Annotated in this window: 21 protein-coding genes; 12 read left to right on the top strand and 9 right to left on the bottom strand. The window is 62.8% G+C overall.

Annotated elements, in window-relative coordinates:
• Positions 1-58 precede the first annotated feature (58 nt).
• Positions 59-1,366, bottom strand: a complete 1,308-nt coding sequence (locus SB756_RS26075) for an NAD(P)/FAD-dependent oxidoreductase (RefSeq protein ID WP_410912476.1) — start codon at positions 1,364-1,366, stop codon at positions 59-61.
• 24 nt (positions 1,367-1,390) lie between these two features.
• Positions 1,391-2,755, bottom strand: a complete 1,365-nt coding sequence (locus SB756_RS26080) for a glutamine synthetase family protein (RefSeq protein WP_410912478.1) — start codon at positions 2,753-2,755, stop codon at positions 1,391-1,393.
• A gap of 570 nt (positions 2,756-3,325) precedes the next feature.
• Here SB756_RS26080 and hrpA point away from each other — a divergent pair.
• Both hrpA and SB756_RS26090 read left to right on the top strand, forming a co-directional pair.
• A complete protein-coding gene (gene hrpA, locus SB756_RS26085; RefSeq protein WP_410912480.1) occupies positions 3,326-7,231 on the top strand; it encodes an ATP-dependent RNA helicase HrpA in 3,906 nt (1,301 codons plus the stop codon).
• 175 nt (positions 7,232-7,406) lie between these two features.
• Positions 7,407-8,528 carry a beta-ketoacyl-ACP synthase III gene (locus SB756_RS26090; RefSeq protein WP_016498433.1) on the top strand — a complete coding sequence of 374 codons (1,122 nt, stop codon included), beginning with the start codon at positions 7,407-7,409 and terminating at the stop codon, positions 8,526-8,528.
• 213 nt (positions 8,529-8,741) lie between these two features.
• Here SB756_RS26090 and SB756_RS26095 read toward each other — a convergent pair whose 3' ends face one another.
• On the bottom strand, positions 8,742-9,986 hold the full coding sequence (locus SB756_RS26095; RefSeq protein ID WP_019473637.1) for a putative porin: 1,245 nt from the start codon (positions 9,984-9,986) through the stop codon (positions 8,742-8,744).
• Positions 9,987-10,248: 262 nt separating this feature from the next.
• Between SB756_RS26095 and SB756_RS26100 the strand changes: the two genes are divergently transcribed.
• Positions 10,249-11,376 (top strand): GNAT family N-acetyltransferase, encoded by a 1,128-nt coding sequence (locus tag SB756_RS26100; protein ID WP_410912483.1) that lies wholly within the window; start codon positions 10,249-10,251, stop codon positions 11,374-11,376.
• 160 nt (positions 11,377-11,536) lie between these two features.
• Here SB756_RS26100 and SB756_RS26105 read toward each other — a convergent pair whose 3' ends face one another.
• The 4 genes from SB756_RS26105 to SB756_RS26120 form a co-directional block, all read right to left on the bottom strand.
• Complete coding sequence (locus SB756_RS26105) at positions 11,537-13,369, bottom strand: ABC transporter ATP-binding protein (protein ID WP_341796489.1); 1,833 nt, start codon at positions 13,367-13,369, stop codon at positions 11,537-11,539.
• Between the two features lie 63 nt (positions 13,370-13,432).
• Positions 13,433-13,990: a peptidylprolyl isomerase gene (locus SB756_RS26110; RefSeq protein ID WP_341796488.1), complete on the bottom strand. Its 558-nt coding sequence runs from the start codon at positions 13,988-13,990 to the stop codon at positions 13,433-13,435.
• Positions 13,984-14,796, bottom strand: a complete 813-nt coding sequence (locus tag SB756_RS26115; RefSeq protein ID WP_016498437.1) for an alpha/beta fold hydrolase — start codon at positions 14,794-14,796, stop codon at positions 13,984-13,986. The genes SB756_RS26110 and SB756_RS26115 overlap by 7 nt, the downstream gene beginning before the upstream one ends.
• 12 nt (positions 14,797-14,808) lie before the next feature.
• Positions 14,809-15,732 (bottom strand): LysR family transcriptional regulator, encoded by a 924-nt coding sequence (locus SB756_RS26120; protein WP_341796487.1) that lies wholly within the window; start codon positions 15,730-15,732, stop codon positions 14,809-14,811.
• Between the two features lie 47 nt (positions 15,733-15,779).
• Between SB756_RS26120 and SB756_RS26125 the strand changes: the two genes are divergently transcribed.
• The 4 genes from SB756_RS26125 to SB756_RS26140 all read left to right on the top strand — a co-directional run bounded on the left by SB756_RS26125 (position 15,780) and on the right by SB756_RS26140 (position 18,841).
• Positions 15,780-16,094 carry a hypothetical protein gene (locus SB756_RS26125; protein WP_024717905.1) on the top strand — a complete coding sequence of 105 codons (315 nt, stop codon included), beginning with the start codon at positions 15,780-15,782 and terminating at the stop codon, positions 16,092-16,094.
• A gap of 108 nt (positions 16,095-16,202) precedes the next feature.
• Positions 16,203-16,802, top strand: coding sequence for an FMN-dependent NADH-azoreductase (locus SB756_RS26130; RefSeq protein ID WP_341796486.1), 600 nt, complete (start codon positions 16,203-16,205; stop codon positions 16,800-16,802).
• Positions 16,803-17,028: 226 nt separating this feature from the next.
• A complete protein-coding gene (locus SB756_RS26135; protein ID WP_049274453.1) occupies positions 17,029-17,904 on the top strand; it encodes a carboxylate/amino acid/amine transporter in 876 nt (291 codons plus the stop codon).
• Position 17,905: 1 nt separating this feature from the next.
• Positions 17,906-18,841, top strand: a complete 936-nt coding sequence (locus SB756_RS26140; RefSeq protein WP_341796485.1) for an AEC family transporter — start codon at positions 17,906-17,908, stop codon at positions 18,839-18,841.
• Positions 18,842-18,955: 114 nt separating this feature from the next.
• Here the strand turns inward: SB756_RS26140 and SB756_RS26145 are convergent, their stop codons facing one another.
• Positions 18,956-20,257 (bottom strand): mechanosensitive ion channel family protein, encoded by a 1,302-nt coding sequence (locus tag SB756_RS26145; protein WP_341796484.1) that lies wholly within the window; start codon positions 20,255-20,257, stop codon positions 18,956-18,958.
• A 103-nt stretch (positions 20,258-20,360) separates the two neighbouring features.
• Between SB756_RS26145 and SB756_RS26150 the strand changes: the two genes are divergently transcribed.
• Positions 20,361-21,722, top strand: a complete 1,362-nt coding sequence (locus SB756_RS26150; RefSeq protein WP_019473861.1) for a DEAD/DEAH box helicase — start codon at positions 20,361-20,363, stop codon at positions 21,720-21,722.
• Between the two features lie 71 nt (positions 21,723-21,793).
• On the opposite strand, the gene SB756_RS26155 is transcribed toward SB756_RS26150, so the two are convergent.
• Complete coding sequence (locus SB756_RS26155; protein WP_341796482.1) at positions 21,794-22,066, bottom strand: hypothetical protein; 273 nt, start codon at positions 22,064-22,066, stop codon at positions 21,794-21,796.
• Between the two features lie 215 nt (positions 22,067-22,281).
• Here SB756_RS26155 and SB756_RS26160 point away from each other — a divergent pair, with 215 nt between their 5' ends.
• The 4 genes from SB756_RS26160 (at position 22,282) to SB756_RS26175 (ending at position 24,296) form a co-directional block, all read left to right on the top strand.
• Complete coding sequence (locus SB756_RS26160; protein ID WP_410912487.1) at positions 22,282-22,560, top strand: BrnT family toxin; 279 nt, start codon at positions 22,282-22,284, stop codon at positions 22,558-22,560.
• A complete protein-coding gene (locus tag SB756_RS26165) occupies positions 22,538-22,792 on the top strand; it encodes a BrnA antitoxin family protein (RefSeq protein WP_004576871.1) in 255 nt (84 codons plus the stop codon). The genes SB756_RS26160 and SB756_RS26165 overlap by 23 nt, the downstream gene beginning before the upstream one ends.
• 76 nt (positions 22,793-22,868) lie before the next feature.
• A complete protein-coding gene (locus SB756_RS26170) occupies positions 22,869-23,264 on the top strand; it encodes a hypothetical protein (RefSeq protein WP_014590069.1) in 396 nt (131 codons plus the stop codon).
• A gap of 105 nt (positions 23,265-23,369) precedes the next feature.
• The gene (locus tag SB756_RS26175; protein WP_014755720.1) at positions 23,370-24,296 is read left to right on the top strand and encodes a DMT family transporter; all 927 of its coding nucleotides are present in this window, start codon (positions 23,370-23,372) and stop codon (positions 24,294-24,296) included.
• The last annotated feature ends 15 nt before the right edge of the window (positions 24,297-24,311 follow it).

Genomic DNA, 24,311 nt, shown 5'->3' on the forward strand with positions numbered 1-24,311 from the left:
CTGTGCGGCCCTTTCGCGGCACAAGGCCGCTCCTCCAGAGGTTGCACCGCTTTCGGGCTCAGCGCAGTTTTTCCAGCATCTGGTAGTACCACATTCCCGCCGCCAGCAGCGGGTTGCCCAGCAAATCCCCCATCGGCACCCGCACATGCTTGCACTGGGCGAAGGTGTCGAACTTCTCCAGTGTCCCGGTCAACGCTTCGGCCATGATCTCGCCCATGATGTGGCTGGTGGCAATGCCGTGCCCCGAATAACCCTGGCAGTACCACACGTTGTCCGACAGCTTGCCCAGCTGCGGGATTCGGTTGACCACGATCCCCATGGCGCAGCTCCACTGGAACTCGATGGGCACGCCTTTGAGGGCCGGGAAGGTGCGTTCGATGCACGGGCGCAGTTCGCCTTCGATGTCGCGTGAATCTTTCCCCGAGTAGTTGGCGCCGCCCCCGAACAGCAGGCGCTTGTCGGCGGTCAGGCGGTAATAGTCGAGCACGAAGCGGCAGTCGTACACCGCCAGGTCCTGCGGGTTTATCTGCTCGGCCAGCTCACCCAGCGGCGCGGTGGTGACGATGCCGCCCATGGCCGGGAATATCTTGCCCTTGAGCTGGCGCTTTTCCAGTTTGTGGTACACATCGCCGGCCAGCATCACCTGGCGTGCCTCGACCCGGCCGTGGGCGGTAACCACCGCCGGGCGCGGGCCGTGGACGATGTCCAGCACCTCGGAGTTTTCGAAGACCAATGCACCCAGGCTGTGGGCAGCGCGGGCCTCACCCAGGCACAGGTTGAGCGGGTGCAGGTGCAGGTTGCGCAGGTTTTTCAACGCGCCCAGGTACAGCGGGCTCTGCAGGTGCTCGGCCACTGCAGCGCGGTCGAGCAATTGCACCTGCTCGCCCATGCCCCGGCGCTGGGCCTCGGCCTCGAATGCGCGCAGCTCGTTCATGTGCGAGGGCTTCATCGCTGCATGCAGGTGGCCGTGCTTGAGGTCGCAGTCGATGCCATAGCGCGCCACGCGCTGTTCGATCACCTGGTGCCCGCGCCAGCGCAGGTGCCAGATGAAATCGTCGACTTCGGCGCCCAGGTGGCTACGCATCTGCGTGCGCATGGCCTCGTCGCCCGACAGGCTGCCGGTGACCTGGCCGCCATTGCGCCCGCTGGCGCCCCAGCCGATACGGTTGGTTTCGACGATGGCCACCTTCAGGCCACGCTCGGCCAGCTCCACCGCCGTGGCGACGCCGGTGAAGCCGCCACCGATGATGGCCACGTCCACCTGCACCGTGCCCTTGAGCTGCGGGTACTCGGTGTGGTCGTTGAGGGTGGCGCTGTAGTAGGACGGCGCACGTTGCGCCGAGCCTTTGTTCAATGCTGCGTTCATGGGTATTCCTTGTTATGTAGAGGCTCAGGCCTGGTGCAGGTACCAGCGCCAGTCCTGCTCGCTGACTTCGGCCATGAACTGGCGGTACTCGGCGCGTTTGACCTTCAGGTACACGCCAAGGAAGTCTTCGCCCAATGCTTCGCGGGCCCAATGGGAATGTTGCAGGGCATCGAGGGCAGTCAGCCAGTCGGTGGGCAGGTGTTCGGTGGCCTGGGCATAGCCATTGCCCTCCACCGGTGCGCCTGGGTCCAGCTGTTCGCGGATACCCCGGTGGCTGGCGGCGAGAATTGCCGCTGCGGCCAGGTAGGGGTTGGCATCGGCGCCGCAAATGCGGTGTTCCACATGCCGGCTGTTGGCCGGGCCGCCTGGCACACGCAGGCTCACGGTGCGGTTGTCCACGCCCCAGGTCGGCGCCAGCGGCGCATAGCTGTTGGCCTGGAAGCGGCGGAACGAGTTGGCGTTGGGGCAGAACATCAGCAGCGAGTCGCGCAGGTGGCGCAGCATGCCGGCCACAGCCTGGCGCAGCAGCGGGGTGCCGGCTTTGTCTTCACTGGCGAACAGGTTGTTGCCCGCGTTGTCGGCCAGGCTCAGGTGCATGTGCATGCCGGTACCGGCCAGGTTGGCAAACGGCTTGGCCATGAAGCAGGCCTGCATGCCGTGGGCATGGGCCACGCCTTTCACCAGGCGCTTGTAGCGCACGGCCTGGTCCATCGCCTGCAGTGCATCGCCGTGCTCCAGGGTGATTTCCACCTGGCCTGGGGCGTATTCCGAAATGGCGGTACGTGCCGGAATGCCTTGGGCCTTGCAGGCGGCGTACAGGTCGGCAAGAAACGGTTCTATCTGCTCCAGCTCACGCAGGCCATAGACCTGAGTAGCGCGCGGGCGGCCACCGTCGTTGTCCAGCGCCGGTTGCGGGCGGCCCTGGGCATCGCGTTGCTGGTCGAGCAGGTAGAATTCCAGCTCGCAGGCCATTACCGGGTGGTAGCCGTCGGCTTTCAACGCTTCGATGGTGCGCAGCAGCACATGACGCGGGTCGGCGATGCTGGCCGGCAGGCCTTCGCTCGGGTGCATGCTGACCTGCACGGCAGCGGTTGGCACCCGGCGCCAGGGCAAGCGCACCAGGCTGCCTTCAAGCGGGTAGGCGCGGCAGTCGATGTCGCCCACGTCCCAGACCAGGCCCGAGTTTTCTACGTCGTCACCGTTCAGGGTCAGGCCGAGGATGGTGCTGGGCAGCGGCCGGCCGGTCTGGTAGACGGCCAGCAGTTCCTCGCGGTGCAACAGCTTGCCGCGCGGTACGCCGTTGGCGTCGAGGATAAATAGCTCGAACAGCTCGATATCGGGGTTTTCGGCCAGGAAACGGGAAGCCTGCTCTACGGGTGCAAAGTGCATGATTGATTCGCTCACGGGCGCACAGGGCCACCGCACAAGCAGGCGGCCCAGTTGAGTCAAACGGCCAGAAGGAGGCCGGGTTTGGTCACAATGGCGTGAGCGAGGTGTCCGGTGGGCGCGCGTGGCGGCAGTGCCACAAAGCCCAGAAGGCGAGGATGATGTGAACCAGCGGATTTTCCCCGGCACGGCTCCGGGCCTTCGGCAGCGAAGGGCGGGACGACGGTGGGGCGATGGGCTGGACGGGAGTCATGCCTTTGATACTCACATGCGGCGTAAGGTTGATTAAAGCAGTGAATGGCAACCTTTACATATGCCCTTGCTAAACTTTCAGCCGCTATGCGATCCCTGTAGGAGCGGCCTTGTGCCGCGACTGGGCCGCAAAGCGGCCCCGGCAATGTGTGCTGGGGCGCAAATCCTGGGGCTGCTGCCGCAGCCCATCGCGGCACAAGGCCGCTCCTACAGGGACCGTGCCAGCCTGGACAGCAAAGTAGGCCCAAATCTGCGACAATCGCGCATCCTTCGAATGCCGATCATGAAAAAGCAGGCTCACCTGCATCACTAAAAAGCCCCATGACTGACCACGCCATCGACAAACTGCTGCAAAACCTCGACCACGCCATGATCGCCGACCGCCATCGTCTGCGCCGGCAACTGCACGAACTGCGCAAGCGCCCCGACGAGGCGAAGCTCGCGCAGTGGGTGGAAAAGGTTCAGGCGTCCTGCGCCCAGGTCACCGCGCGCCAGCAGAGCGTGCCGACCGTGCGCTACGACGACAACCTGCCGATCGCCGCCAAGCGTGATGAAATCAAGAAGGCCCTGGCCGAAAACCAGGTGCTGGTGATCGCCGGCGAAACCGGTTCGGGCAAGACCACCCAGCTGCCGAAGATCTGCCTGGAGCTGGGCCGTGGCAGCCATGGCCTGATCGCCCACACCCAGCCGCGCCGGATCGCCGCGCGTAGCGTGGCGGCGCGGGTCGCCGAAGAGCTGGGCACGCCGCTGGGCGGGCTGGTCGGCTACCAGGTGCGGTTCGAAGACCAGAGCGATTCCAATACCTTGGTCAAGCTGATGACCGACGGCATCCTGCTGGCCGAAACCCAGCACGACCGCCTTCTGGAGCGCTACGACACCATCATTGTCGACGAAGCCCACGAACGCAGCCTGAACATCGACTTCCTGCTCGGCTACCTGAAGACCCTGCTGCATCGCCGGCCAGACCTGAAGCTGATCATCACCTCGGCGACCATCGACCTGGAGCGTTTCTCCAGGCACTTCGATAACGCGCCAATCATCGAGGTGTCCGGGCGCACTTACCCGGTGGAGACCTGGTACCGCCCGCTGACCAGCGAGCAGGACGAGGAAGGCAACCAGATCGAGGACGACCTCACCGTCGACCAGGCCATCCTCGCTACCCTGGATGAGCTGGCGCACCATGAGCGCAGCGAGGGCAAGGGGCCGGGCGATGTCCTGATCTTCCTGCCGGGCGAGCGGGAAATCCGCGATGCCGCCGAAATCCTGCGCAAGGCGCAACTGCGCCACACCGAGATTTTGCCGCTGTACGCGCGCCTGTCGCCAGCCGAGCAGCAGCGCATCTTCCAGCCGCACACCGGGCGCCGCGTGGTGCTGGCCACCAACGTTGCCGAAACCTCGCTGACCGTGCCTGGCATTCGCTATGTGATCGACACCGGCACGGCGCGCATCAGCCGCTACAGCTACCGCGCCAAGGTGCAGCGCCTGCCCATCGAGGCGGTGTCGCAGGCCAGTGCCAACCAGCGTAAAGGCCGCTGCGGCCGGGTAGAGCCAGGCATCTGCGTACGGCTTTACAGCGAAGAAGATTTCAACAGCCGGCCCGCGTTCACCGACCCAGAGATCCTGCGCACCAACCTGGCGGCGGTAATCCTGCAGATGCTGCACCTGCGCCTGGGCGCGATCGATGCCTTCCCGTTCATCGAGCCGCCGGATGGCAAGGCCATCAGCGATGGCTTCAATCTGTTGCAAGAGCTGTCGGCGGTCAACCGCGAGAACCAGCTGACCCCGATCGGCCGCCAGCTGGCGCGCCTGCCGGTCGACCCACGGCTGGGCCGCATGCTGCTTGAAGGCGCACGCCTGGGCAGCTTGCAGGAAGTGCTTATTGTCACCAGTGCGCTGTCGGTGCAAGACCCACGCGAACGCCCGCCGGAGCGCCAGCAGGCCGCCGACCAGGCCCACGCACAGTGGAAGGATGTGGACTCCGACTTCGCCGCGCTGGTCAACCTGTGGCGTGGTTTCGAAGAGCAGCGCCAGGCGCTGACGGCCAACCCGCTGCGCAACTGGTGCCGCAAGAACTTCCTCAATTACCTGCGCCTGCGTGAATGGCGCGATGCCCACCGCCAGCTGGCACTGATCTGCCGTGAGCTGCAGTTGACGGTGAACAAGGAACCGTCCGACTACCTGAAGATGCACAAGGCCATCCTCAGTGGCCTGCTGAGCCAGATCGGCCAGAAGACCGAAGAGGGCGACTACCAGGGGGCCCGCCAACGGCGCTTCTGGGTACACCCGTCGTCGGGCCTGGGGCGCAAGCGCCCGCAGTGGGTAATGGCCGCCGAACTGGTCGAGACCACCAAGCTGTATGCGCGCATGGTGGCCAAGATCGAGCCGGACTGGATCGAGCCGCTGGCCGGCCACCTGGTCAAGAAGAACCACTTCGAACCGCACTGGGAGAAAAAGCGCGGGCAGGTGGTGGCCTATGAGCAGATCACCCTGTACGGGCTGATTCTGGTTGGCCGCCGCCCGGTGCACTACGGCCCGATCGACCCGGTTACCTCGCGCGAGTTGTTTATCCGCGAAGGCCTGGTGGGGGGCGAAATCCAGTCGCGAGCCAAGTGCCTGGCAGCCAACAAACGCCTGCTTGAGGAGCTTGACGAGCTGGAGGCAAAGGCCCGCCGGCGCGACATCCTGGCCGACGAAGAAACGCTGTACGCCTTCTACGAAGCGCGCCTGCCGGCGGAAATCCACCAGACCGCGACCTTCGACAGCTGGTACCGCATGGGCAGCCAGAAGGACGCCAACCTGCTGATCATGCGCGAGGAAGACGTGCTGGCCCGCGAGGCCAGCGAGGTGACCGCAGCGCAGTACCCCGACAGCATGCAGGTGGGCGAGCTGCGCCTGCCGCTGAGCTACCATTTCGAGCCCGGCCACCCGCGTGACGGCGTGACTGTGCGGGTGCCGGCACCGCTGTTGCCAAGCCTGCCCGGCGAACGCCTGGAATGGCTGGTGCCAGGCCTGCTGGAAGCCAAGTGCGTGGCGCTGGTGCGCAACCTGCCAAAGGCCCTGCGCAAGAACTTCGTGCCGGTGCCGGACTTCGTCAAGGCCTCGCTGGCGCGCATGACGTTCGGCCAAGGGGCGCTGCCGCAGGCCCTGGGCCAGGAGCTGTTGCGCATGACCGGTGCGCGGGTGTCCGATGAGGCCTGGGACGAATCGGTCAAGCTGGTCGAAGGCCACCTGCGAATGAACATCGAGGTGGTTGATGGCCAGGGCAAGTTCCTTGGCGAAGGCCGCGACCTGGCCGAGCTGACTGCACGCTTTGCCGCTGCCAGCCAGGCAGCACTGGCGGTGCCGCGTGATGCCAAAAGCGAACAACCGGTGCAGGCCAAAGCTTTCAGCGAAGTGAAACAGACCGCCCAGCAGAAGATTGCCGGGCTGTCGATGACCGTGTACCCGGCGCTGGTCGAAGACAACGGCACCGTGCGCGAAGGGCGCTTCTCGACCCAGGCCGAAGCCGAGTTCCAGCACCGCCGCGCGTTGCAACGGCTGTTGCTGCAGCAACTGGCCGAGCCGGCCAAGTTCCTGCGCGGCAAGCTGCCGGGGCTGACCGAGCTGGGCCTGCTGTACCGTGAAATGGGGCGGGTCGAGGCGCTGGTCGAAGACATTCTGCTGGCCAGCCTGGACAGCTGCATCCTCGAAGGCGAACAACCGCTGCCCCGTGATGGCGCGGCCTTGGCCGGGCTGGCTGAACGCAAGCGCGGCAGCTGGGCCGAGCATGCCGAGCGCCTGGCGCGGCTAACGTTGGAGGTGCTGAAACTCTGGCATGGCCTGCAGAAGCGCTTCAAGGGCAAGATCGACCTGAGCCAGGCGGTGGCGCTGAACGACATCAAGCAGCAGCTAAGCAACCTGGTGTACCCGGGCTTTGTGCGCGAAACGCCTGCGGCGTGGTTCAAGGAGCTGCCACGCTACCTCAAGGCGGTGGAACTGCGCCTGGAGAAGCTGGGTTCGCAAGTGCAGAAGGACCGGGTCTGGTCCGGCGAACTGGCCAACCTGTGGGCGCAGTACAAGGCCCGTGCCGACAAGCATGCCCAAGAGGGCAAGCGTGATGAGCAACTGGCTTTGTACCGTTGGTGGCTGGAGGAATATCGGGTGTCGTTGTTTGCCCAGCAGTTGGGCACCAAGGTGCCGATTTCCGACAAGCGACTGAGCAAACAGTGGAGTCAGGTGGAAGGCTAAACTTCTACAGTTGTGGCAATATTGGTGCAATTTGGGGCCGCTTTGCGGCCCTTCGCGGGCACGCCCGCTCCCACAGGGACAAGCCTACGCCCCTAAATTGGCACTAAAGTGCCATTAACCTGCCATATTTCCAGCCAGCGCCCCGTGGCGATGGCCTTTGACCAGAGGAACGACCGTGCATAACGTCGTGATCAGCGGCACCGGCCTGTACACCCCGGCCCAGAGCATTTCCAACGAAGAACTGGTGGCCTCTTTCAACGCCTGGTCGCAGCAGTTCAACCAGGACAACGCCGCCGCCATCGAGCGCGGTGAAGTCGAAGCGGCGCCGGTGTCCGACGCGGCATTCATCGAAAAGGCCTCGGGCATCAAGAGCCGCTTCGTCATGGACAAGGCCGGCATCCTCGACCCGCAGCGCATGAAGCCACGCCTGCCAGAGCGTTCCAACGACGAACCGTCGGTGCTCTGCGAAATGGCCGTGGCTGCCGCTCGCCAGGCCCTGGAGCGCGCCGGCCGCACGGCTGCCGATGTCGACGGGGTTATCGTCGCCTGCTCCAACTTGCAGCGCCCATACCCGGCCATTGCTATCGAAGTACAACAGGCGCTGGGCATCCAGGGCTTTGCCTTCGACATGAACGTGGCCTGCTCGTCGGCCACCTTCGGCATCCAGACCGCCGCCAACAGCGTGGCCCTGGGCCAGGCGCGCGCGGTGCTGATGGTCAACCCGGAGGTGTGCACTGGCCACCTGAACTTCCGTGACCGTGACAGCCACTTCATTTTCGGTGATGCCGCCACGGCGGTGCTGATCGAGCGTGCCGACCAGGCCACCTCGGCGCACCAGTTCGACATTGTCAGCAGCAAGTTATGGACCGAGTTCTCCAACAACATCCGCAACAACTTCGGCTTCCTCAACCGTGCGGCGGAAGAAGGCGAAGGTGCGGCAGACAAACTGTTCATCCAGGAAGGCCGCAAGGTGTTCCGCGAGGTGTGCCCGAAAGTGGCCGAGCTGATCGGTGAGCACTTGCAGGAAAACGGCCTGCAACCGAGCGACGTCAAGCGCTTCTGGCTGCACCAGGCGAACCTCAGCATGAACCACCTGATCGTCAAGAAGCTGCTGGGGCGTGAAGTGGCCGAGGAAGATGCACCGGTCATTCTCGACCGTTATGCCAACACCAGCTCGGCGGGGTCGGTGATTGCCTTCCACCTGTACCAGGATGACCTGGCCAAGGGCTCGCTGGGCGTGTTGAGTTCGTTTGGTGCGGGGTATTCGATTGGTAGCGTGATTCTGCGCAAGCGCTGATTGCTTGATCTGATCCGAGATAGCCGGGGCCGCTTTGCGGCCCATCCGCAGCACAAGGCTGCTCCTACAAGGGATCGCGTCCCCCTGTAGGAGCAGCCTTGTGCTGCGGATGGGCTGCAAAGCAGCCCCTTACAATTTCACAGGCAAAAAAAGCGGGAAACGCCGGATGGGGTCGGCGTTTCCCGCTTCAGCGTGGAGCAGAGAGGGTGACGCTTAGAATTTGGCTTCCAGGTCCACCTGCAGGGTGTCTACGTCAGCATTGCTGTTCGGTAGCTGCGACAGATCTGTCTTGGCCATCAGGTAGGCAGCACCCAGGGAGAAGTTCTTGTCGATTTCGTAACCCACCTTGAACTTATGGCCACGGGAACCTGTGAAGCCGTTGCCAAAGTCCGAATCGGTGAACAGGCTGACCACCGCGTTACGCTGCACATCGCGGTAGTTGTAGTCCAGGCTCCAGGCTCCCACCTTGGTTTTCAAACCAGCCAGCCAGGCTTGATCTTCGCCATCGGTGCTCTCGGTATTCTTCACGTACTGACCATAGGCCGACAATGGAATGGCCAAGCCGGTGAAATCGATCTGGCCAAAACCTTCCACCAGATTGAACTCGTTGGTGGTGTTGCCAAACGACTGCAGGATGGCTGCTTCCTTGTCGTTGTCATAACCATAGATGCTCGCACCCACGGTGAGCTTGAGCACATCAGCCGGCGCGAACTTGGCGCCCAACTGACCGTGGTAGACCTGCGCATCGTGCTTGTACTGGACACCATCACCATCGACGTTGTCCTTCAGGGTGTACTGACCGGCGCTGGCAAAGACTTCGGCGCCGCCCAGGTCCGCTTTGTAAGTGGCAGCCACACCTTCCGGGTTGATGTCGCTATCCCAGATAATATCCCCCATGCTTACCCAAGGCTGTGGCATCTTGCCGCCAATAAGGTGCAGGTTCGGGACTGCAGTAGGGTGCCAGTCGAGGTAGGCGAGGTCGACCCACAGCGACTTCTTGTCAAAGTAGTTGTCGAGGCTCTGGTTGGTCGAGCGCCGGTCGGCGCTGCTGCCGGTGGCTATGCGAACGCCGGCGTCGACCTGCGGGTTGATCTCGCTGTAGAAGCCGACACGGGCACGCACTCGCTGGCGGTCCTGGTTGCCGCTGCTGCTGTTCGGGTCATCGACGTTGACGTCTTCGTAACGCAGGCGCACGTCACCCTTGATCTGGGTCTTGGCGGCCCATGCCACTTTTTGTTCAAACGAGCTCATGCGTTCGGACTGAGCTTTCTGGTCGGCCTTTTCCTTGGTTTCTTTTGCCAGGTCGCCCTGCAGTTCGTTGTACTGCGCCTGGTTGATCGAGCCGTTGGCGCGGAGCATTTCGAGCAGCTTGGCGTCGACAGCAGCACTGGCCGGGGCGCTCAGAGCCAGCATCATGCCGGTGAGGCTCACTCCGGTAAGTGTAGAAACAAGACGCATAAGGTTCTCCCTACTGAAAAAAATGGGGGAGGCTCAAGCGCCTGCCCCTGCGTTGGCATGTCTTCGGAAAGGGCCTGAATAGACAGGTTCTGGGGTTCCGGAAAACAGGCGCAAGTATTGCGGGGGCCAATGACAGATTAATGTCTAATTAGTGGCACTGTTGTTAAGTAATTGAGAGTAAAAGGATCAGCCCGGCTTTCGTCATTTGAGTGCGGAGCGTTCCTTGGGGATACTGAACGCCTTCAGACAGCGAGCCGAAACCGTGACCAGCCTGTATAGCCTTGCCCATTTGCGTGATCTTCCGGCGGCCACCTGGGATGCCCTGGTGCCGGCCGGCCAACCGTTCCTGCGCCATGCTTTCCTCAGCGCGATGGAAGACAGCGGCAGTGTGCAGCGCAGCACCGGCTGGGCCGCCGAGCACCTGGTGCTGGAGCGTGACGGGCAGGTACGGGCGCTGCTGCCGGCGTACCGCAAGTGGCACTCGTTTGGCGAGTATGTGTTCGATCACGGCTGGGCCGATGCTTGTGAGCGGGCCGGTATTGCCTACTACCCCAAGCTGCTCGGCGCTGTGCCGTTCAGCCCGGTCAGCGGCCCACGCCTGCTGACGGCTGACCCGGCTGACGGTTTGCTGATGCTGCAGGCCCTGCCGGAGTATCTGGGCAAGGGCGGACTTTCCAGTGCGCACATCAACTTCACCGACCCGGCGCTGGACGCGCAGTTGGCGGGCCTGCCAGGGTGGATGGAGCGCCTGGGCTGTCAGTTCCACTGGCAAAACCGGGGCTATCGGGACTTCCAGGATTTTCTCGACAGCCTGAGCTCGCGCAAGCGCAAGCAGATGCGCAAGGAGCGTGAGCAGGTGGCGGGGCAGGGCATCGAATTCCGTTGGTACCGCGGTGATGAACTGGACGAGGCACAGTGGGATTTCGTCTTTCAGTGTTACGCCAACACCTATGCGGTGCGCCGACGCGCGCCTTACCTGACCCGCGAGTTTTTCAGCCTGCTGGCCGAACGCATGCCCGATGCGTTGCGTGTGGTGATGGCCCGTCAGGGTGGGCGCGATGTAGCGATGGCCTTGAGCCTGGTGGGGGGGGACAGCCTGTTTGGCCGTTACTGGGGGTGCCTGGATGAGTTCGACCGGCTGCATTTCGAAACGTGTTTCTACCAGGGCATGGATTTTGCCATTGCCGAGGGTTACCAGCGTTTCGATGCCGGGGCGCAGGGCGAGCACAAGCTGATACGCGGGTTTGAGCCTGTGTTGACGCGGTCCTGGCATTACCTGCTGCACCCAGGGTTGCGGCGGGCGGTGGAGGATTTTCTACTGCAGGAGCGCGAAGGGGTGAAGGGGTATGCCGAGGAGGCGCGGGGGATGTTGCCCTACCGGCGGGCCTGATGCGTCTTCGGCTGCAGCGCGATCCCTGTAGGAGCTGCCTTGTGCCGCGAAAGGGCCGCAAAGCGGCCCCGGCAATTATTGCTGCGAAGCTGAAAACCTCGGGCTGCTGCGCAGCCCTTTCGCGACACAAGGCCGCTCAAGAAGCGCGCCGTAGCGTAGATCAGTCGACCCCGACAAAGCCCCCGGTCTGGTGGTGCCACAACCGGGCATACAACCCTTGTTGCTCCAGCAACTGCGCATGGCTGCCACTTTCGACAATCCGGCCCTTGTCCAGCACCACCAGGCGGTCCATCCGGGCAATGGTCGACAGCCGGTGGGCAATGGCGATCACGGTCTTGCCTTGCATCAGCGTCTCCAGGCTTTCCTGGATGGCTGCCTCCACCTCCGAGTCCAGCGCTGAAGTGGCTTCGTCCATGATCAGGATCGGCGCATTCTTCAACAGCACTCGGGCAATGGCGATGCGCTGGCGTTGGCCGCCCGACAACTTGACCCCGCGCTCACCCACATGGGCATCGAAGCCGGTGCGCCCTTGGGCGTCCGACAGTTGCGGGATGAACTCGTCGGCGCGGGCGCGGCGAACCGCTTCGTGCAACTCCGCCTCGCTGGCGTCGGGGCGGCCATACAGCAGGTTGTCGCGGATCGAGCGGTGCAGCAACGAGGTGTCCTGGGTGATCATGCCGATCTGTGCGCGTAGGCTGGCCTGGCTGACTTCGGCAATGTTCTGGCCATCGATGAGGATGCGCCCGCCCTGCACGTCATACAGGCGCAACAGCAGGTTGACCAAAGTCGACTTGCCCGCGCCGGACGGGCCGATCAGGCCGATTTTTTCGCCCGGGCGAATGTTCAGGTCGAGGCCTTCGATCACATTGGCAGCCTTGCCATAGTGGAAGTCGACATCATCGAAATGCACCGCGCCGCGGCTGACCTTGAGCGCCGGCGCGTTGGGCTGGTCGGTGACGGTAACCGGCTGGGCGATGGTCTGCAGGCCGTCCTGGACCATGCCGATGTTCTCGAAGATGCCGTTGACCACCCACATGATCCATCCCGACATGTTGACGATGCGGATTACCAGGCCGGTGGCCAGGGCGATAGCACCAACGGTGATCAGCGACTGGCTCCACAGCCACAGCGCCAAGCCTGTGGTGGCGACCACCAGCAGGCCGTTGAGGGTGGTGATGACCACGTCCATGCTGGTAATTACCCGCGAGGCCAGCTGGGTTTTCTCGGTTTGCTCGCGGATTGCTTCACGTGCGTATTGCTGCTCGTAGTCGGTGTGGGCGAACAGCTTCAGCGTCGCGATGTTGGTATAGCCGTCGACGATACGCCCCATCAGCTTGGAGCGGGCGTCGGACGAGATCACCGAGCGCTCCTTGACCCGTGGCACGAAGTAGAACAGCGCGGCGATGTAGCCGGAGATCCAGACCAGCAGCGGCAGCATCAGGCGCCAGTCGGCCTCGGCGAACAGCACCAGCGAAGTGATGGCGTAGATCAGCACGTGCCATAGCGCGTCCACCGCCTGCACGGCAGAATCACGCAGCGAGTTGCCGGTCTGCATGATGCGCTGGGCAATGCGCCCGGCGAAGTCGCTCTGGAAGAAGTTGAGGCTCTGCTTGAGCACGTAAGTGTGGTTTTGCCAGCGGATCAGGCTGGTCATGCCGGGGTTGATGGTCTGGTGCACCAGTAGGTCGTGCAGGCCGAAGAACAACGGCCGCAGCAGCAGAATCACCACCAGCATCCAGATCAGTTCGCCACTGTGCTCGCTGAAGAAGCTGGCATTCGGCGTGCCCTGGGCCAGGTCGATGATGCGGCTGAGGTAGCTGAACATCGCCACCTCGATCAGCGAGGCGAACAGGCCGACCACCAGCAGGGCGAGGAAGCTGGGCCATACCTGGCGCAGGTAATACAGGTAGAACGGCCACACGGTGGTGGGTGGCGATTCACTGGGTGCTTCGCGAAAGATATCGATCAGCTGTTCAAAACGACGGTACAGCATGGGTAACGACACTCCTGTTCCATCCGGCCCTCAGGCGGTTGCACGTCCCTGTGCAGCCTGCGGTCAGTCGATGCGTTTGGCCGACTTGATGTAGACCGGGTCGGCCGGTACATCGCGCATGCCTTTCTTGATGGTGGTTGGCGAGTTGACGATCTGGTCGACCACTTCCATCCCTTTGGTCACCTTGCCGAACACGGCGTACCCGGCGTCGCGCCCCGGGTTGAGGAAATCGTTGTCGGCCACGTTGATGAAGAACTGGCTGGTGGCCGAGTTCGGGTTGGAGGTGCGCGCCATCGACAGGGTGCCGCGGGTGTTCAGCAGGCCATTGCTGGCCTCGTTCTTGATCGGGTCTTTGGTGTCCTTCTGCACCATCTGGTCAGTGAAACCGCCGCCCTGCACCATGAACCCCGGGATCACCCGGTGGAAAATCGTGTTGTTGTAGAAGCCGCTGTCAACGTACGCCAGGAAATTCTTGGTGCTGAGCGGCGCCTTTTCGGCGTTCAGCTCGATTTCGACCTGGCCGAAGCTGGTGTCCAGCATGACGTGCGGGGTCTTGTCGGAGGCCATGACGCTGGTGGCGAAGGCGACCGAGCAGGCGGTGAGCAGGAGTTTTTTCAGCATGGGCTCAAAGATCCTTGAGAGGTGGAAGCGGCTGCGAGGAACTGCAGCAGGGTCTGGTTGAAGACCTCGGGTTGATCGAGTGGCGTAGCGTGCCGGGAATCGTCGACGACGACCAGCCTGGCGTTGGGCATCAGGGCCACGTAACGCTCTTTCAGTTGTATCGGGGTGTAATCATGGTCGGCGGCGATCACCAGGGTAGGACAGTGGATCTGCCCGATGCGTTCCTGCACGCCCCAGTCGACGATGGCGTCGAAGCTCTTGAGGTAGGCGCGTTTGTCATTGCGCGCCCAACGCTGGGCCATCTTCTGCCGCAGGTCTGCTTGATGGGGCTTGGGGAACAGGCGCTCGGCCAGGCCCTTGCCGACGGTTTCGACACTGAGCAGGCGCGCCAGGCCCCAGCGCTTGAGCCACCAGGCCCAATCACTACGGGTACGCCGCTTGACCTCGGGGGCGCTGTTGACGATGCACAGGCTGCGCAGCCACTGGGGGTGGTCGACAGCGAATTGAAAACCCACCATGCCGCCCATCGACAGGCCGACGAAGTGCACGGGGCCCGTGTGCAGGTGTTCGAGCAGGGCCAGCAGGTCGGCACTGAAGGTGGCGATCTGGTAGCCGTCGCGGGGCTTGTCGGAGCGACCGTGGCCGCGGATGTCCATGAGGATCACCCGGTAATGGCGGCTGAGCACCGGCACCTGCAACTCCCAGTCCTGGCAACTGGAGCCCAGGCCGTGAAGCAACACCAAGGGTTCGCCCTGGCCATATTCCTCGTAATGCAATGCGCATCCTTCGTGTTCGAAATAGGCCATGGGCTGGTTCTCTCAAGCTTGCGGGGGGGCTGCGAAAGGCACGTCCAGTGGCGCAGTGTCGAAGTTGCGCAGCAGCTCGATGAGAATCTGCGTGGCCGGGCCCAAGGTCTTCTCTTTGCTCGAATAAAGGTAGAACAGTGGGTGGCGGCTGCCACCCTGATCCAGCTGCAGCGGTTTGAGCACGCCTTCAGTCAGCTCGCGCTCGATCATGTGCCGGGGCAGCCAGGCAAAGCCCAGGCCGCTGCTGACGAAGGTGGCGGCGGTGCCCAGGCTGCCGACCGTCCAGCGCTGCTCGGCACCCAGCCAGCCGACGTCGCGTGGTTGTGCGCGGCCGGAGTCGCGAATAACCACCTGCAACTGGCTTTCGAGGTCCTGGAAGGTAAGTTCCCGGCCTAGGCGGTGCAGGCTGTGTTCAGGATGGGCGACGGCGACGAACTCCACCGCGCTCAGTTCGGCGCCCAGGTAGCCACCAATGCTGTAGCTGCTGATGGCCAGGTCGGCGATGCCTTCGTGCATCACTTCTTCTACGCCAGACAACACTTCTTCACGCAGGCGCACCCGGCAGCCGCGGCTTTGCGGCATGAACGCGGCCAGGGCACGTACCAGCCGCGCACTGGGGTAGGCGGCATCGACCACCAGCCGCACCTCGGCTTCCCAGCCTTGTTCCATGTGGTGGGCGAGGTCCTCGAGCTGGCTGGCCTGCTTGACCAGGTGGCGAGAGCGACGCAACAACACGTTGCCCGCCTCGGTGAGCACCGCCTTGCGGCCGTCGATGCGCAGCAGTGGCACGCCCAGTTGCTCCTGCATGCGGGCCACGGTGTAGCTGACCGAGGACTGCGAGCGGTGCAGTGCCTCGGCGGCCTGGGCAAACCCGCCGTGATCGACCACTGCTTGCAGGGTTCGCCACTGGTCAAGGGTTACGCGCGGCGCTTTCATCTTTCGCTCCTGTTGTCCTAAGCTGCCTCTTTCAAGGAGAGCGGCCCATGAAGAAATGTTGTGCGGCAATACTGATGTGCCTGCCCCTCGGGGCCATGGCCTATCCCATCGATGTGGAGAAGGAACTGACCGGGGTCAAGCTTGACTACACCGCCTATGACACGGCCTACGACATTGGCGCCATTACCCTGAACAACTACGGGCAGGTCCCGGCGGCGTGCAAGGTAACCTTCCGCAATGGCCCGGAGGCCCCGCGGGTACGCCGGGTGAACGTGCCGGCCGGTAAAAGCGTGGATGTCACTGCCAAATTCAACAGGCAGATCATCAAACTACGGATCGCCGTGAACTGCAGTCCGGAATAAACTGATTAATCGATTGATTGAACCCACTTTTTACGCTTTTTTATCGATAGGTCAAGCCTTAATCTCACCTCCATCGAATCGCACCCTTTTTGCCGATGGAGGCACCCCATGTCCCGCGTACTGATCATCGAAAGCAGCGCCCGCCAGCAGGATTCCGTTTCCCGTCAGCTGACCCGAGATTTCATCCAGCAATGGCAGGCCGCTCACCCGGCTGATCAGATTACTGTGCGTGACCTGGCCGTAAACCCGGTGCCGCACCTGGACGCCAACCTGCTGGGTGGCTGGATGAAGCCGGAAGAACAGCGCAGCGCCGCCGAACTTGAGGCCCTGGGCCGTTCCAACGAATTGACGGATGAATTGCTGGCCGCCGACGTGCTGGTGATGGCCGCGCCCATGTACAACTTCACCATCCCCAGCACCCTCAAGGCCTGGCTGGACCACGTGCTGCGAGCGGGCATCACCTTCAAGTACACCCCCACTGGCCCGCAGGGCCTGCTGACCGGCAAGCGCGCCATCGTCCTGACTGCCCGCGGCGGTATCCATGCCGGCGCTACCAGCGACCATCAGGAACCGTATCTGCGCCAGGTCATGGCTTTCATCGGCATTCACGATGTCGACTTCATCCATGCCGAAGGCCTGAACATGAGCGGCGAGTTCCACGAGAAAGGTGTCAACCAGGCCAAGGCCAAACTGGCGGCGGTGGCCTGAGGTTTACTGAATTCCCAACCCTGACACCTGTTTTTGCTCCTTTGGGTGTACTGCCCGGCCAATGGCCGGGCTTTTTTATGCGTGAAGCCATGAGGAATGTAGGGGCTGTACCTGCCTCTTCGCGGGCACGCCCGCGAAGAGGCAGGTACAGCCCCTACATTCCTCATGGTTGAACTCATTTACCGCAACCCGCTAAGGTCGCGGCCTTGATTCATGAGAGGCAACCATGGGCTACCTGATAATCGTCGCGCTGATCCAGGCGTTTTCCTTCAGCCTGATCGGCGAGTACCTGGCCGGGCACGTCGACAGCTACTTCGCCGTGCTCGCACGGGTGCTGCTGGCCGGCCTGGTGTTCCTGCCGCTGACCCGCTGGCGCCAGGTCGAACCGCGCTTCATGCGCTCGATGCTGCTGATCGGCGCCTTGCAGTACGGCATCACCTACGTCTGCCTGTACCTGAGCTTCCGCGTACTCACGGTGCCAGAGGTGCTGCTGTTCACTATCCTCACGCCGTTGCACGTGACGCTGATCGAAGACGCCATGAACCGGCGTTTCAACCCATGGGCGCTGCTGGCTGCGCTGGTGGCTGTAGCCGGTGCCGCGGTGATCCGCTTCGACAGCATCAGCGGCGAGTTTTTCATCGGCTTCCTGCTGCTGCAACTGGCCAACTTCACCTATGCCGCCGGCCAGGTGCTGTACCGCCATCTGGTCGCGCGCAACCCCAGTGACCTGCCGCACTATGCCCGTTTTGGCTACTTCTACCTGGGGGCCTTGCTGGTGGTGCTGCCGGCCTTCCTGCTGTTCGGCAATGCCCAGCACCTGCCGAGTACCGATGTGCAATGGCTGGTGCTGCTGTTCCTGGGCCTGTGCCCGACGGCGCTGGGCCTGTACTGGTGGAACAAGGGCGCGTGCATGGTTTCAGGCGGCACGCTGGCGGTCATGAACAACCTGCATGTGCCGGTGGGGTTGCTGCTGAACCTGCTGATCTGGAACCAGCACGAGCCGCTGGGGCGGCTGTTCATTGGCGGCGGGATCATCCTGGCGTCGGTGTGGCTGAGCCGGTTGGGCGCACGCGCGCAGGCACCGCTGGCCAACAAGGCCTGACATGCACACCATCTTCGTCATTGTTGCGCCGATCTTCGCCCTGATCCTGGTCGGCTATCTGTGCCGCAAGACCAACAAGCTGGGTGACAAGGCCGCCGCCGAAATCAACAAGATGGTGGTCTGGCTGTGCCTGCCGGCGTTGTTGTTCAAGGTGACGGCCACTGCCACCTGGAGCGAGATCTGGCACCCGGGGTTCATCGCGGCCTTTGGCACGGGCGCCCTGGCCATGTTCGTGGTCACGCTGTTGTGGCGCCTGAACAGCGGCCATGGCCTTGTAGCGTCGAGCATCGACGGGCTCAGTGCGGGGTATGCCAACACCGGTTATATAGGCATCCCGTTGTGCCTGCTGCTGTTCGGCCAGGCGGGCTTGCAGCCGGCGCTGATTTCATCGTTGATCGTGGTGTGCCTGGTGTTCGCCATTTCGCTGACGCTCATCGAGGTTGGGCTACAGGAGGAGCGGCGTATCGGTCGCGCCGTGGTGGTCGTAGGCAAGGCGTTGGCGAAGAACCCGCTGGTGATTTCGCCGCTGGCGGGGGCTGGCTGGGCCATGAGCGGGCTGGGGCTGGCCGAACCGGTGATGCATTTTCTCGACATGCTGGCGCTGGCCACCACCCCGTGCGCCTTGGTATCGCTGGGTGCATTCCTGGCAGAAAAGCGCGCGGGTGCGCAAGCCAGCCCTTGGCCATTGGTAGGCTTGAAGCTGGTGGGGCAGCCGGCGTTGACCTGGGTGCTGGCGTACAAGGTGTTCAGCCTGCCGAGCATGTGGGCGGCTTCGGCGGTGCTGCTGGCAGCGCTGCCGACCGGGACCGGGCCGTTCATGCTGGCGGAGTATTACAACCGCGAGGCGGGGCTGATTTCGCGGACGATCCTGTTGTCGACCGTGGCTTCGCTGGTGACCTTGACCGGGTTGTTGTACCTGCTAGGTTACGCGGGGTGATTCGGGGGCGCTTTGCGCCCCATTCGCAGCACAAGGCTGCTCCTACAGGGAACGCGTACATTTTGTAGGAGCAGCCTTGTGCTGCGAATGGGCTGCAAAGCAGCCCCGGCAATCTCAAGCCTCGCTCATCTCTTCCAGCCGACGCGACACAGGCTCTTGCGCCGCACGCCCACTCAACCCCACCCGCATGTCATTGCCACTCGGCTGCTGATACAGGCTCAAGCCGAACTCCGGCAACACCGCCAGCAAATAGTCGAAGATATCCCCCTGAATCCGTTCGTAATCTGCCCACACCGTGGTGGTGGTGAAGCAGTAGATCTCCAGCGGCACACCTTCGGCGGTGGTCTGCATCTGCCGCACCATGCAGGTCATGTTCGGGTGCACGTTGGGGTGGTTTTTCAGGTAGGCCAGGGCAAACGCGCGGAATGTACCGATGTTGGTCAGCTTGCGGCGGTTGGCCGACAGCTCTGCCACCGGCCCCAGCGCCTCGTTCCAGTTCTGCAGCTCCTGGCGCTTGCCGGCCAGGTAGTCGCCCAGCAACTGCACCTGGCTCAGGCGCTGCTCCTCTTCGCGGGTGAGGAAGCGCACCCCGGCCGCATCGATGAACAGGCTGCGCTTGATGCGCCGCCCCCCGGACTGCTGCATGCCGCGGTAGTTGCGGAACGACTCGCTCATCAGGCGCCAGGTGGGGATGGAAACAATCGTCTTGTCGAAGTTCTGCACCTTCACCGTGTGCAGGGTGATGTCCACCACGTCACCATCAGCACCTACCTGCGGCATTTCGATCCAGTCACCCACGTGCAGCATGTCGTTGCTGGTGAGTTGCACGCTGGCGACGAACGACAGCAAGGTGTCCTTGTACACCAACAGCAATACCGCCGACATCGCACCCAGGCCGGACAGCAGCAACAGCGGTGAGCGGTCGATCAGGGTGGCGACGATGACGATCGAGGCGAAGATCCACAGCATCATCTTGGCCAGTTGCACATAGCCCTTGATCGAGCGGGTGCGGGCGTGCTCGGTGCGGGCGTAGATGTCGAGCAGTGCATCCAGCAGGCACGACAGCGCCATGGTCATGAACAGCAGGGTAAAGGCCAGGGCGACATTGCCCAGGAAGTGCTGGGCAGTGTCGGACAGCTCCGGCACCAGCTTCAGGCCAAACTGCAGCACCAGCGAGGGCGTGGTTTGCGCCAGGCGGTGGAACACTTTGTTATGGCGCAGGTCGTCCAGCCACTTCAGGGCAGGCTGGCGGGCCAGCAGACGGGCGCCATGCAGCATCAGGAAGCGCGCCAGGCGGCCGACCACCAGGGAAATCAGCAGCAGCACCGCCAGGCCGATGGCCGCGTGCAGCATGGGATGTTGGTCGAGGGTGCCCCACAGGTCGAGGGAGTCACGCCAGATTCGTTGTATATCCATGGGCTTGGGTACAGTCTTGTTGTGAAACGAGGTGCCATTAGAGCGCGGATGGCGACAAAGTTGCCAAAAGAAATTCGGCTAAGGCGGCAGAAAACGTTACCCTATGCAACTGAATTTCCCGCACTTGCCTGAGGTTACCTCCGTGTTCTCCCAATTCGCCCTGCATGAACGCCTGCTTAAAGCCGTGGCCGAGCTTAAATTTGTCGAGCCGACCCCGGTGCAGGCCGCGGCCATCCCCCTGGCCCTGCAAGGGCGCGACCTGCGTGTGACCGCGCAGACCGGCAGTGGCAAGACGGCGGCCTTCGTATTGCCGCTGCTCAACCGCCTGGTCGACCTGAAGGGCGGGCGCGTCGAGATCCGCGCGCTGATCCTGCTGCCGACCCGCGAGCTGGCCCAGCAAACCTTGAAGCAGGTGGAGCTGTTCTCGCAGTTCACCTATATCAAGGCGGGCCTGGTGACCGGCGGCGAAGACTTCAAGGAACAGGCCGCCATGCTGCGCAAGGTGCCGGACGTGCTGATCGGCACCCCGGGCCGTCTGCTTGAGCAGCTCAACGCCGGCAACCTCGACCTGTCCCACGTGCAGGTGCTGATCCTCGACGAAGCCGACCGCATGCTGGACATGGGCTTTGCCGAAGACATGGAGCGCCTGTGCAAGGAGTGCGAGAACCGCGAGCAGACCCTGCTGTTCTCCGCCACCACCGGTGGCGCTGCCCTGCGCGACATCATCGGCAAGGTGCTGAAAGACCCTGAGCACCTGATGCTCAACAGCGTCTCGCAGCTGGCCGAAGGCACCCGCCAGCAGATCATCACCGCCGACCACGACCAGCACAAAGAGCACATCGCGCAGTGGCTGCTGGCCAACGAAACCTTCGACAAGGCGATCATCTTCACCAACACCCGCGCCATGGCCGACCGCATCTACGGTCACCTGGTGGCCAAGGACGTGAAGGCTTTCGTGTTGCACGGCGAGAAGGACCAGAAAGACCGCAAACTGGCCATCGAGCGCTTCAAGCAGGGCAGCTCCAAGGTGCTGGTGGCGACCGACGTGGCGGCTCGTGGCCTGGACATCGACGGCCTGGACCTGGTGATCAACTTCGACATGCCTCGCAGCGGTGATGAGTACGTGCACCGCGTGGGCCGTACCGGCCGTGCCGGTGGCGAAGGCCTGGCGATCTCGTTGATTACCCACAACGACTGGAACCTGATGTCGAGCATCGAACGCTACCTCAAGCAGCAGTTCGAGCGCCGTGTGATCAAGGAAGTGAAAGGCACCTACAGCGGGCCGAAGAAGGTCAAGGCCTCGGGCAAGGCTGTTGGCGCCAAGAAGAAGAAAGTTGACAAGAAAACCGGCGACAAGAAAGCTGCCGCCAAGCGCAAGCCAACCGCCAAACCGCGGGCCAACGCACCGCTGGCCAGCGCTGACGGCCTGGCGCCGCTGAAAAAGCGCAAGCCTGCTGCTGAATAAAAGTCACGCCGGCCCTTTGCAGAAGCGACACGAGCTTGCTTCTGCGAAGGGCGTGCGCAGGCGACGAACGATCACTCCGCCGTTTTCTCTGCCTGCTTCAACTCCTTGATCCGCTGGTCGATCAGCTGACACTTGTCGGGCAAGTCCTTGCTCGCCGTCCCCAGATCCATCCCCTGAAGCTCATCATTGATCTCCTTGGCCTTTTGCGGGTTCTGCTCGGTCAACTGAGTAACCAGCCCGGCCAGCTCCTCACGTTTCTGCGTCGCTTCTTCAGGTGTGCAGGCCCAAGCGGGCAGGGCGCAGAGCAGGGCAGTGGCACAGGCTATGGGCAGTAGCGGTTTCATCCTTCCAGCCTCCGGCGGTGGTGATGCCCGGTGGAGGGCTGTGGGTGCAGGGAAGTTCAGGGCTTGCGACCGATGGAAGATTTCTTTGGTGGTGGTAGTCCGTTTCTGAAACGCTCCCGTATCCCTCCAGCGCCGTTGAGCAGCACGCTACATCGCTCTAGTCTCGAAGGAAAAGAGGGGGTATTGTATGTACAGCTGTAAATACAGGTCGTCCCATGTTCTTTGAATGGGACGAAGGGAAAAACCAGAGCAATATCCGCAAGCACGGCATCGACTTTGCCGACGTTCCTGACATGTTCAACCATCCCATGTTGATCCGGCGTGATGAGGATGTGGAATGTGCTGAAGAACGTTGGATCAGCCTAGGATGGCTAAAGGCGCTGATAGGTGTCGTCGTGTACACGGAGAGGCGGGGTGAGGTGATACGCATCATTTCTGCAAGAAAAGCCACCAAACGGGAGGCCAGGTACTATGACCAAATCATCGAGAACTGACTGGAGCCGCCTGGCCCGACAGGACGACAAGGATATCGACACATCAGATATCCCTGAACTGGACCAGGACTTTTTCCGCCAGGCCGAGCTGCGCGTTCCCGCCAAGCAGACGGTGACCATTCGACTGGACTCAGATGTCCTCGCCTGGTTCAAGGAGCAGGGCAGCGGCTACCAGACCCGCATCAATCAGTTGCTGCGCCAGTACATGCAAGCGCAACAACGCCAGCGCTAAGCGCTTTGGAACGCTTGGCAACCTTGGCAGGTCCCAACCTGTGTACCCCTTTCGTCCACAGCAGGAGCCCGTAGCCATGAGCATCGCCTACGACTGGGACCTGATCGAACGCTTGCTGCACGAAGTGCAGAACGGCGCCGGTCACAGCTTCACGCCCCGCCCCTATGCCGAGCAGCATGCTGCTGCACTGGCCGCCAAGGGTGAGCCGGTGGGTGACGTGGATCACCTGAAAACCCGTGCATGCGAGTATGAAAAGCTGCTATTTGAGCGCGGATTCATTGAATGCCGGCCTGAAGAGGACGGCGGCAATGGCGAAAACTTCGTCCTGACCGAACGCGGCTCGCGCTTGATGAGCCTGATCGACAGCAGCATCCCCGGCTTCGAGCACCCGCGCCAGGTGCTGGATGAGCAGGAGGATGCGCTGGACGAAACGACGTTCGAACGGGTATCTGCGAAGGCACAGATTGCTTGAGGTCGTTTTAAGGCTGGCAAGTGCAGCGTTCGAAACCCGATAATCGGTAGCCTCTGAACGCTGCCGAGCCTTGCCCATGCCTACGATCACCCCAGAGGCCCGCTTATGAGCGCGGTCCGCAAGAACCCTGACGCCTTTGCCTTCCAGGTAATGCTGGGCCTTTGCCTGATCTGGGGCTGCCAGCAGGTACTGATCAAGACTGCTGCCGTCGACATCGCGCCGGTGATGCAGGCTGCCCTGCGCAATGGCATTGCCGCTGTGCTGGTAGGCCTGATGCTGTGCTGGCGGGGTGGCTGGGAGCAGGTCGGCAGTACCTGGCGCGCAGGGTTGGTGGCGGGCGGGCTGTTCGGGGTGGAGTTTCTGTTCATTGCCGAAGGGCTGAAACTGACCTCGGCGGCGCACATGTCGGTATTCCTCTATACCGCGCCGGTATTTACCGCCTTGGGCCTGCATTTTCGTCTACCCAGTGAACGCTTGCGGCTGCTGCAGTGGCTGGGCATTCTGCTGGCCTTCGGCGGCATTGCCATGGCCTTTGCCGGTGGCACTTCGTTCGAGCACATGGACAGCCGCACCTTGCTGGGAGATGCCTTTGGCGTGATCGCCGGGCTGGCCTGGGGCGCGACCACGGTGGTGGTGCGTTGTTCACGGCTATCGGAGGCGCCGGCGACCTTGACCCTGTTCTATCAGCTGGCGGTCGGTTTTGCCGGGCTGCTGCTGATCGCCCTGCTCAGCGGGCAGATCGGCGCGGTGTCGCTGACGCCGCTGGCGATGGGCAGTGTATTGTTCCAGGGGATTGTGGTGTCGTTCATCAGCTACCTCACCTGGTTCTGGTTGCTGCGCAAATACCTGGCGTCGAACCTCGCGGTGTTTTCCTTCATTACCCCGTTGTTTGGGGTGACCTTTGGCGTTTTGCTGCTGGATGAGCCGCTCAGTGCGAATTTCGTGGTGGGGGCGTTGATGGTGTTGTTGGGTGTGATCCTGGTCAGTGCCGAGCCTTGGGTGAAACAACAATTGCGGCGGTTGGTAGGGTGATGTGTTGCCTGTACC

The sequence above is a fragment of the Pseudomonas sp. SIMBA_068 genome (assembly GCF_046534705.1).
GTDB classification, from domain to species: Bacteria; Pseudomonadota; Gammaproteobacteria; order Pseudomonadales; family Pseudomonadaceae; genus Aquipseudomonas; species Aquipseudomonas putida.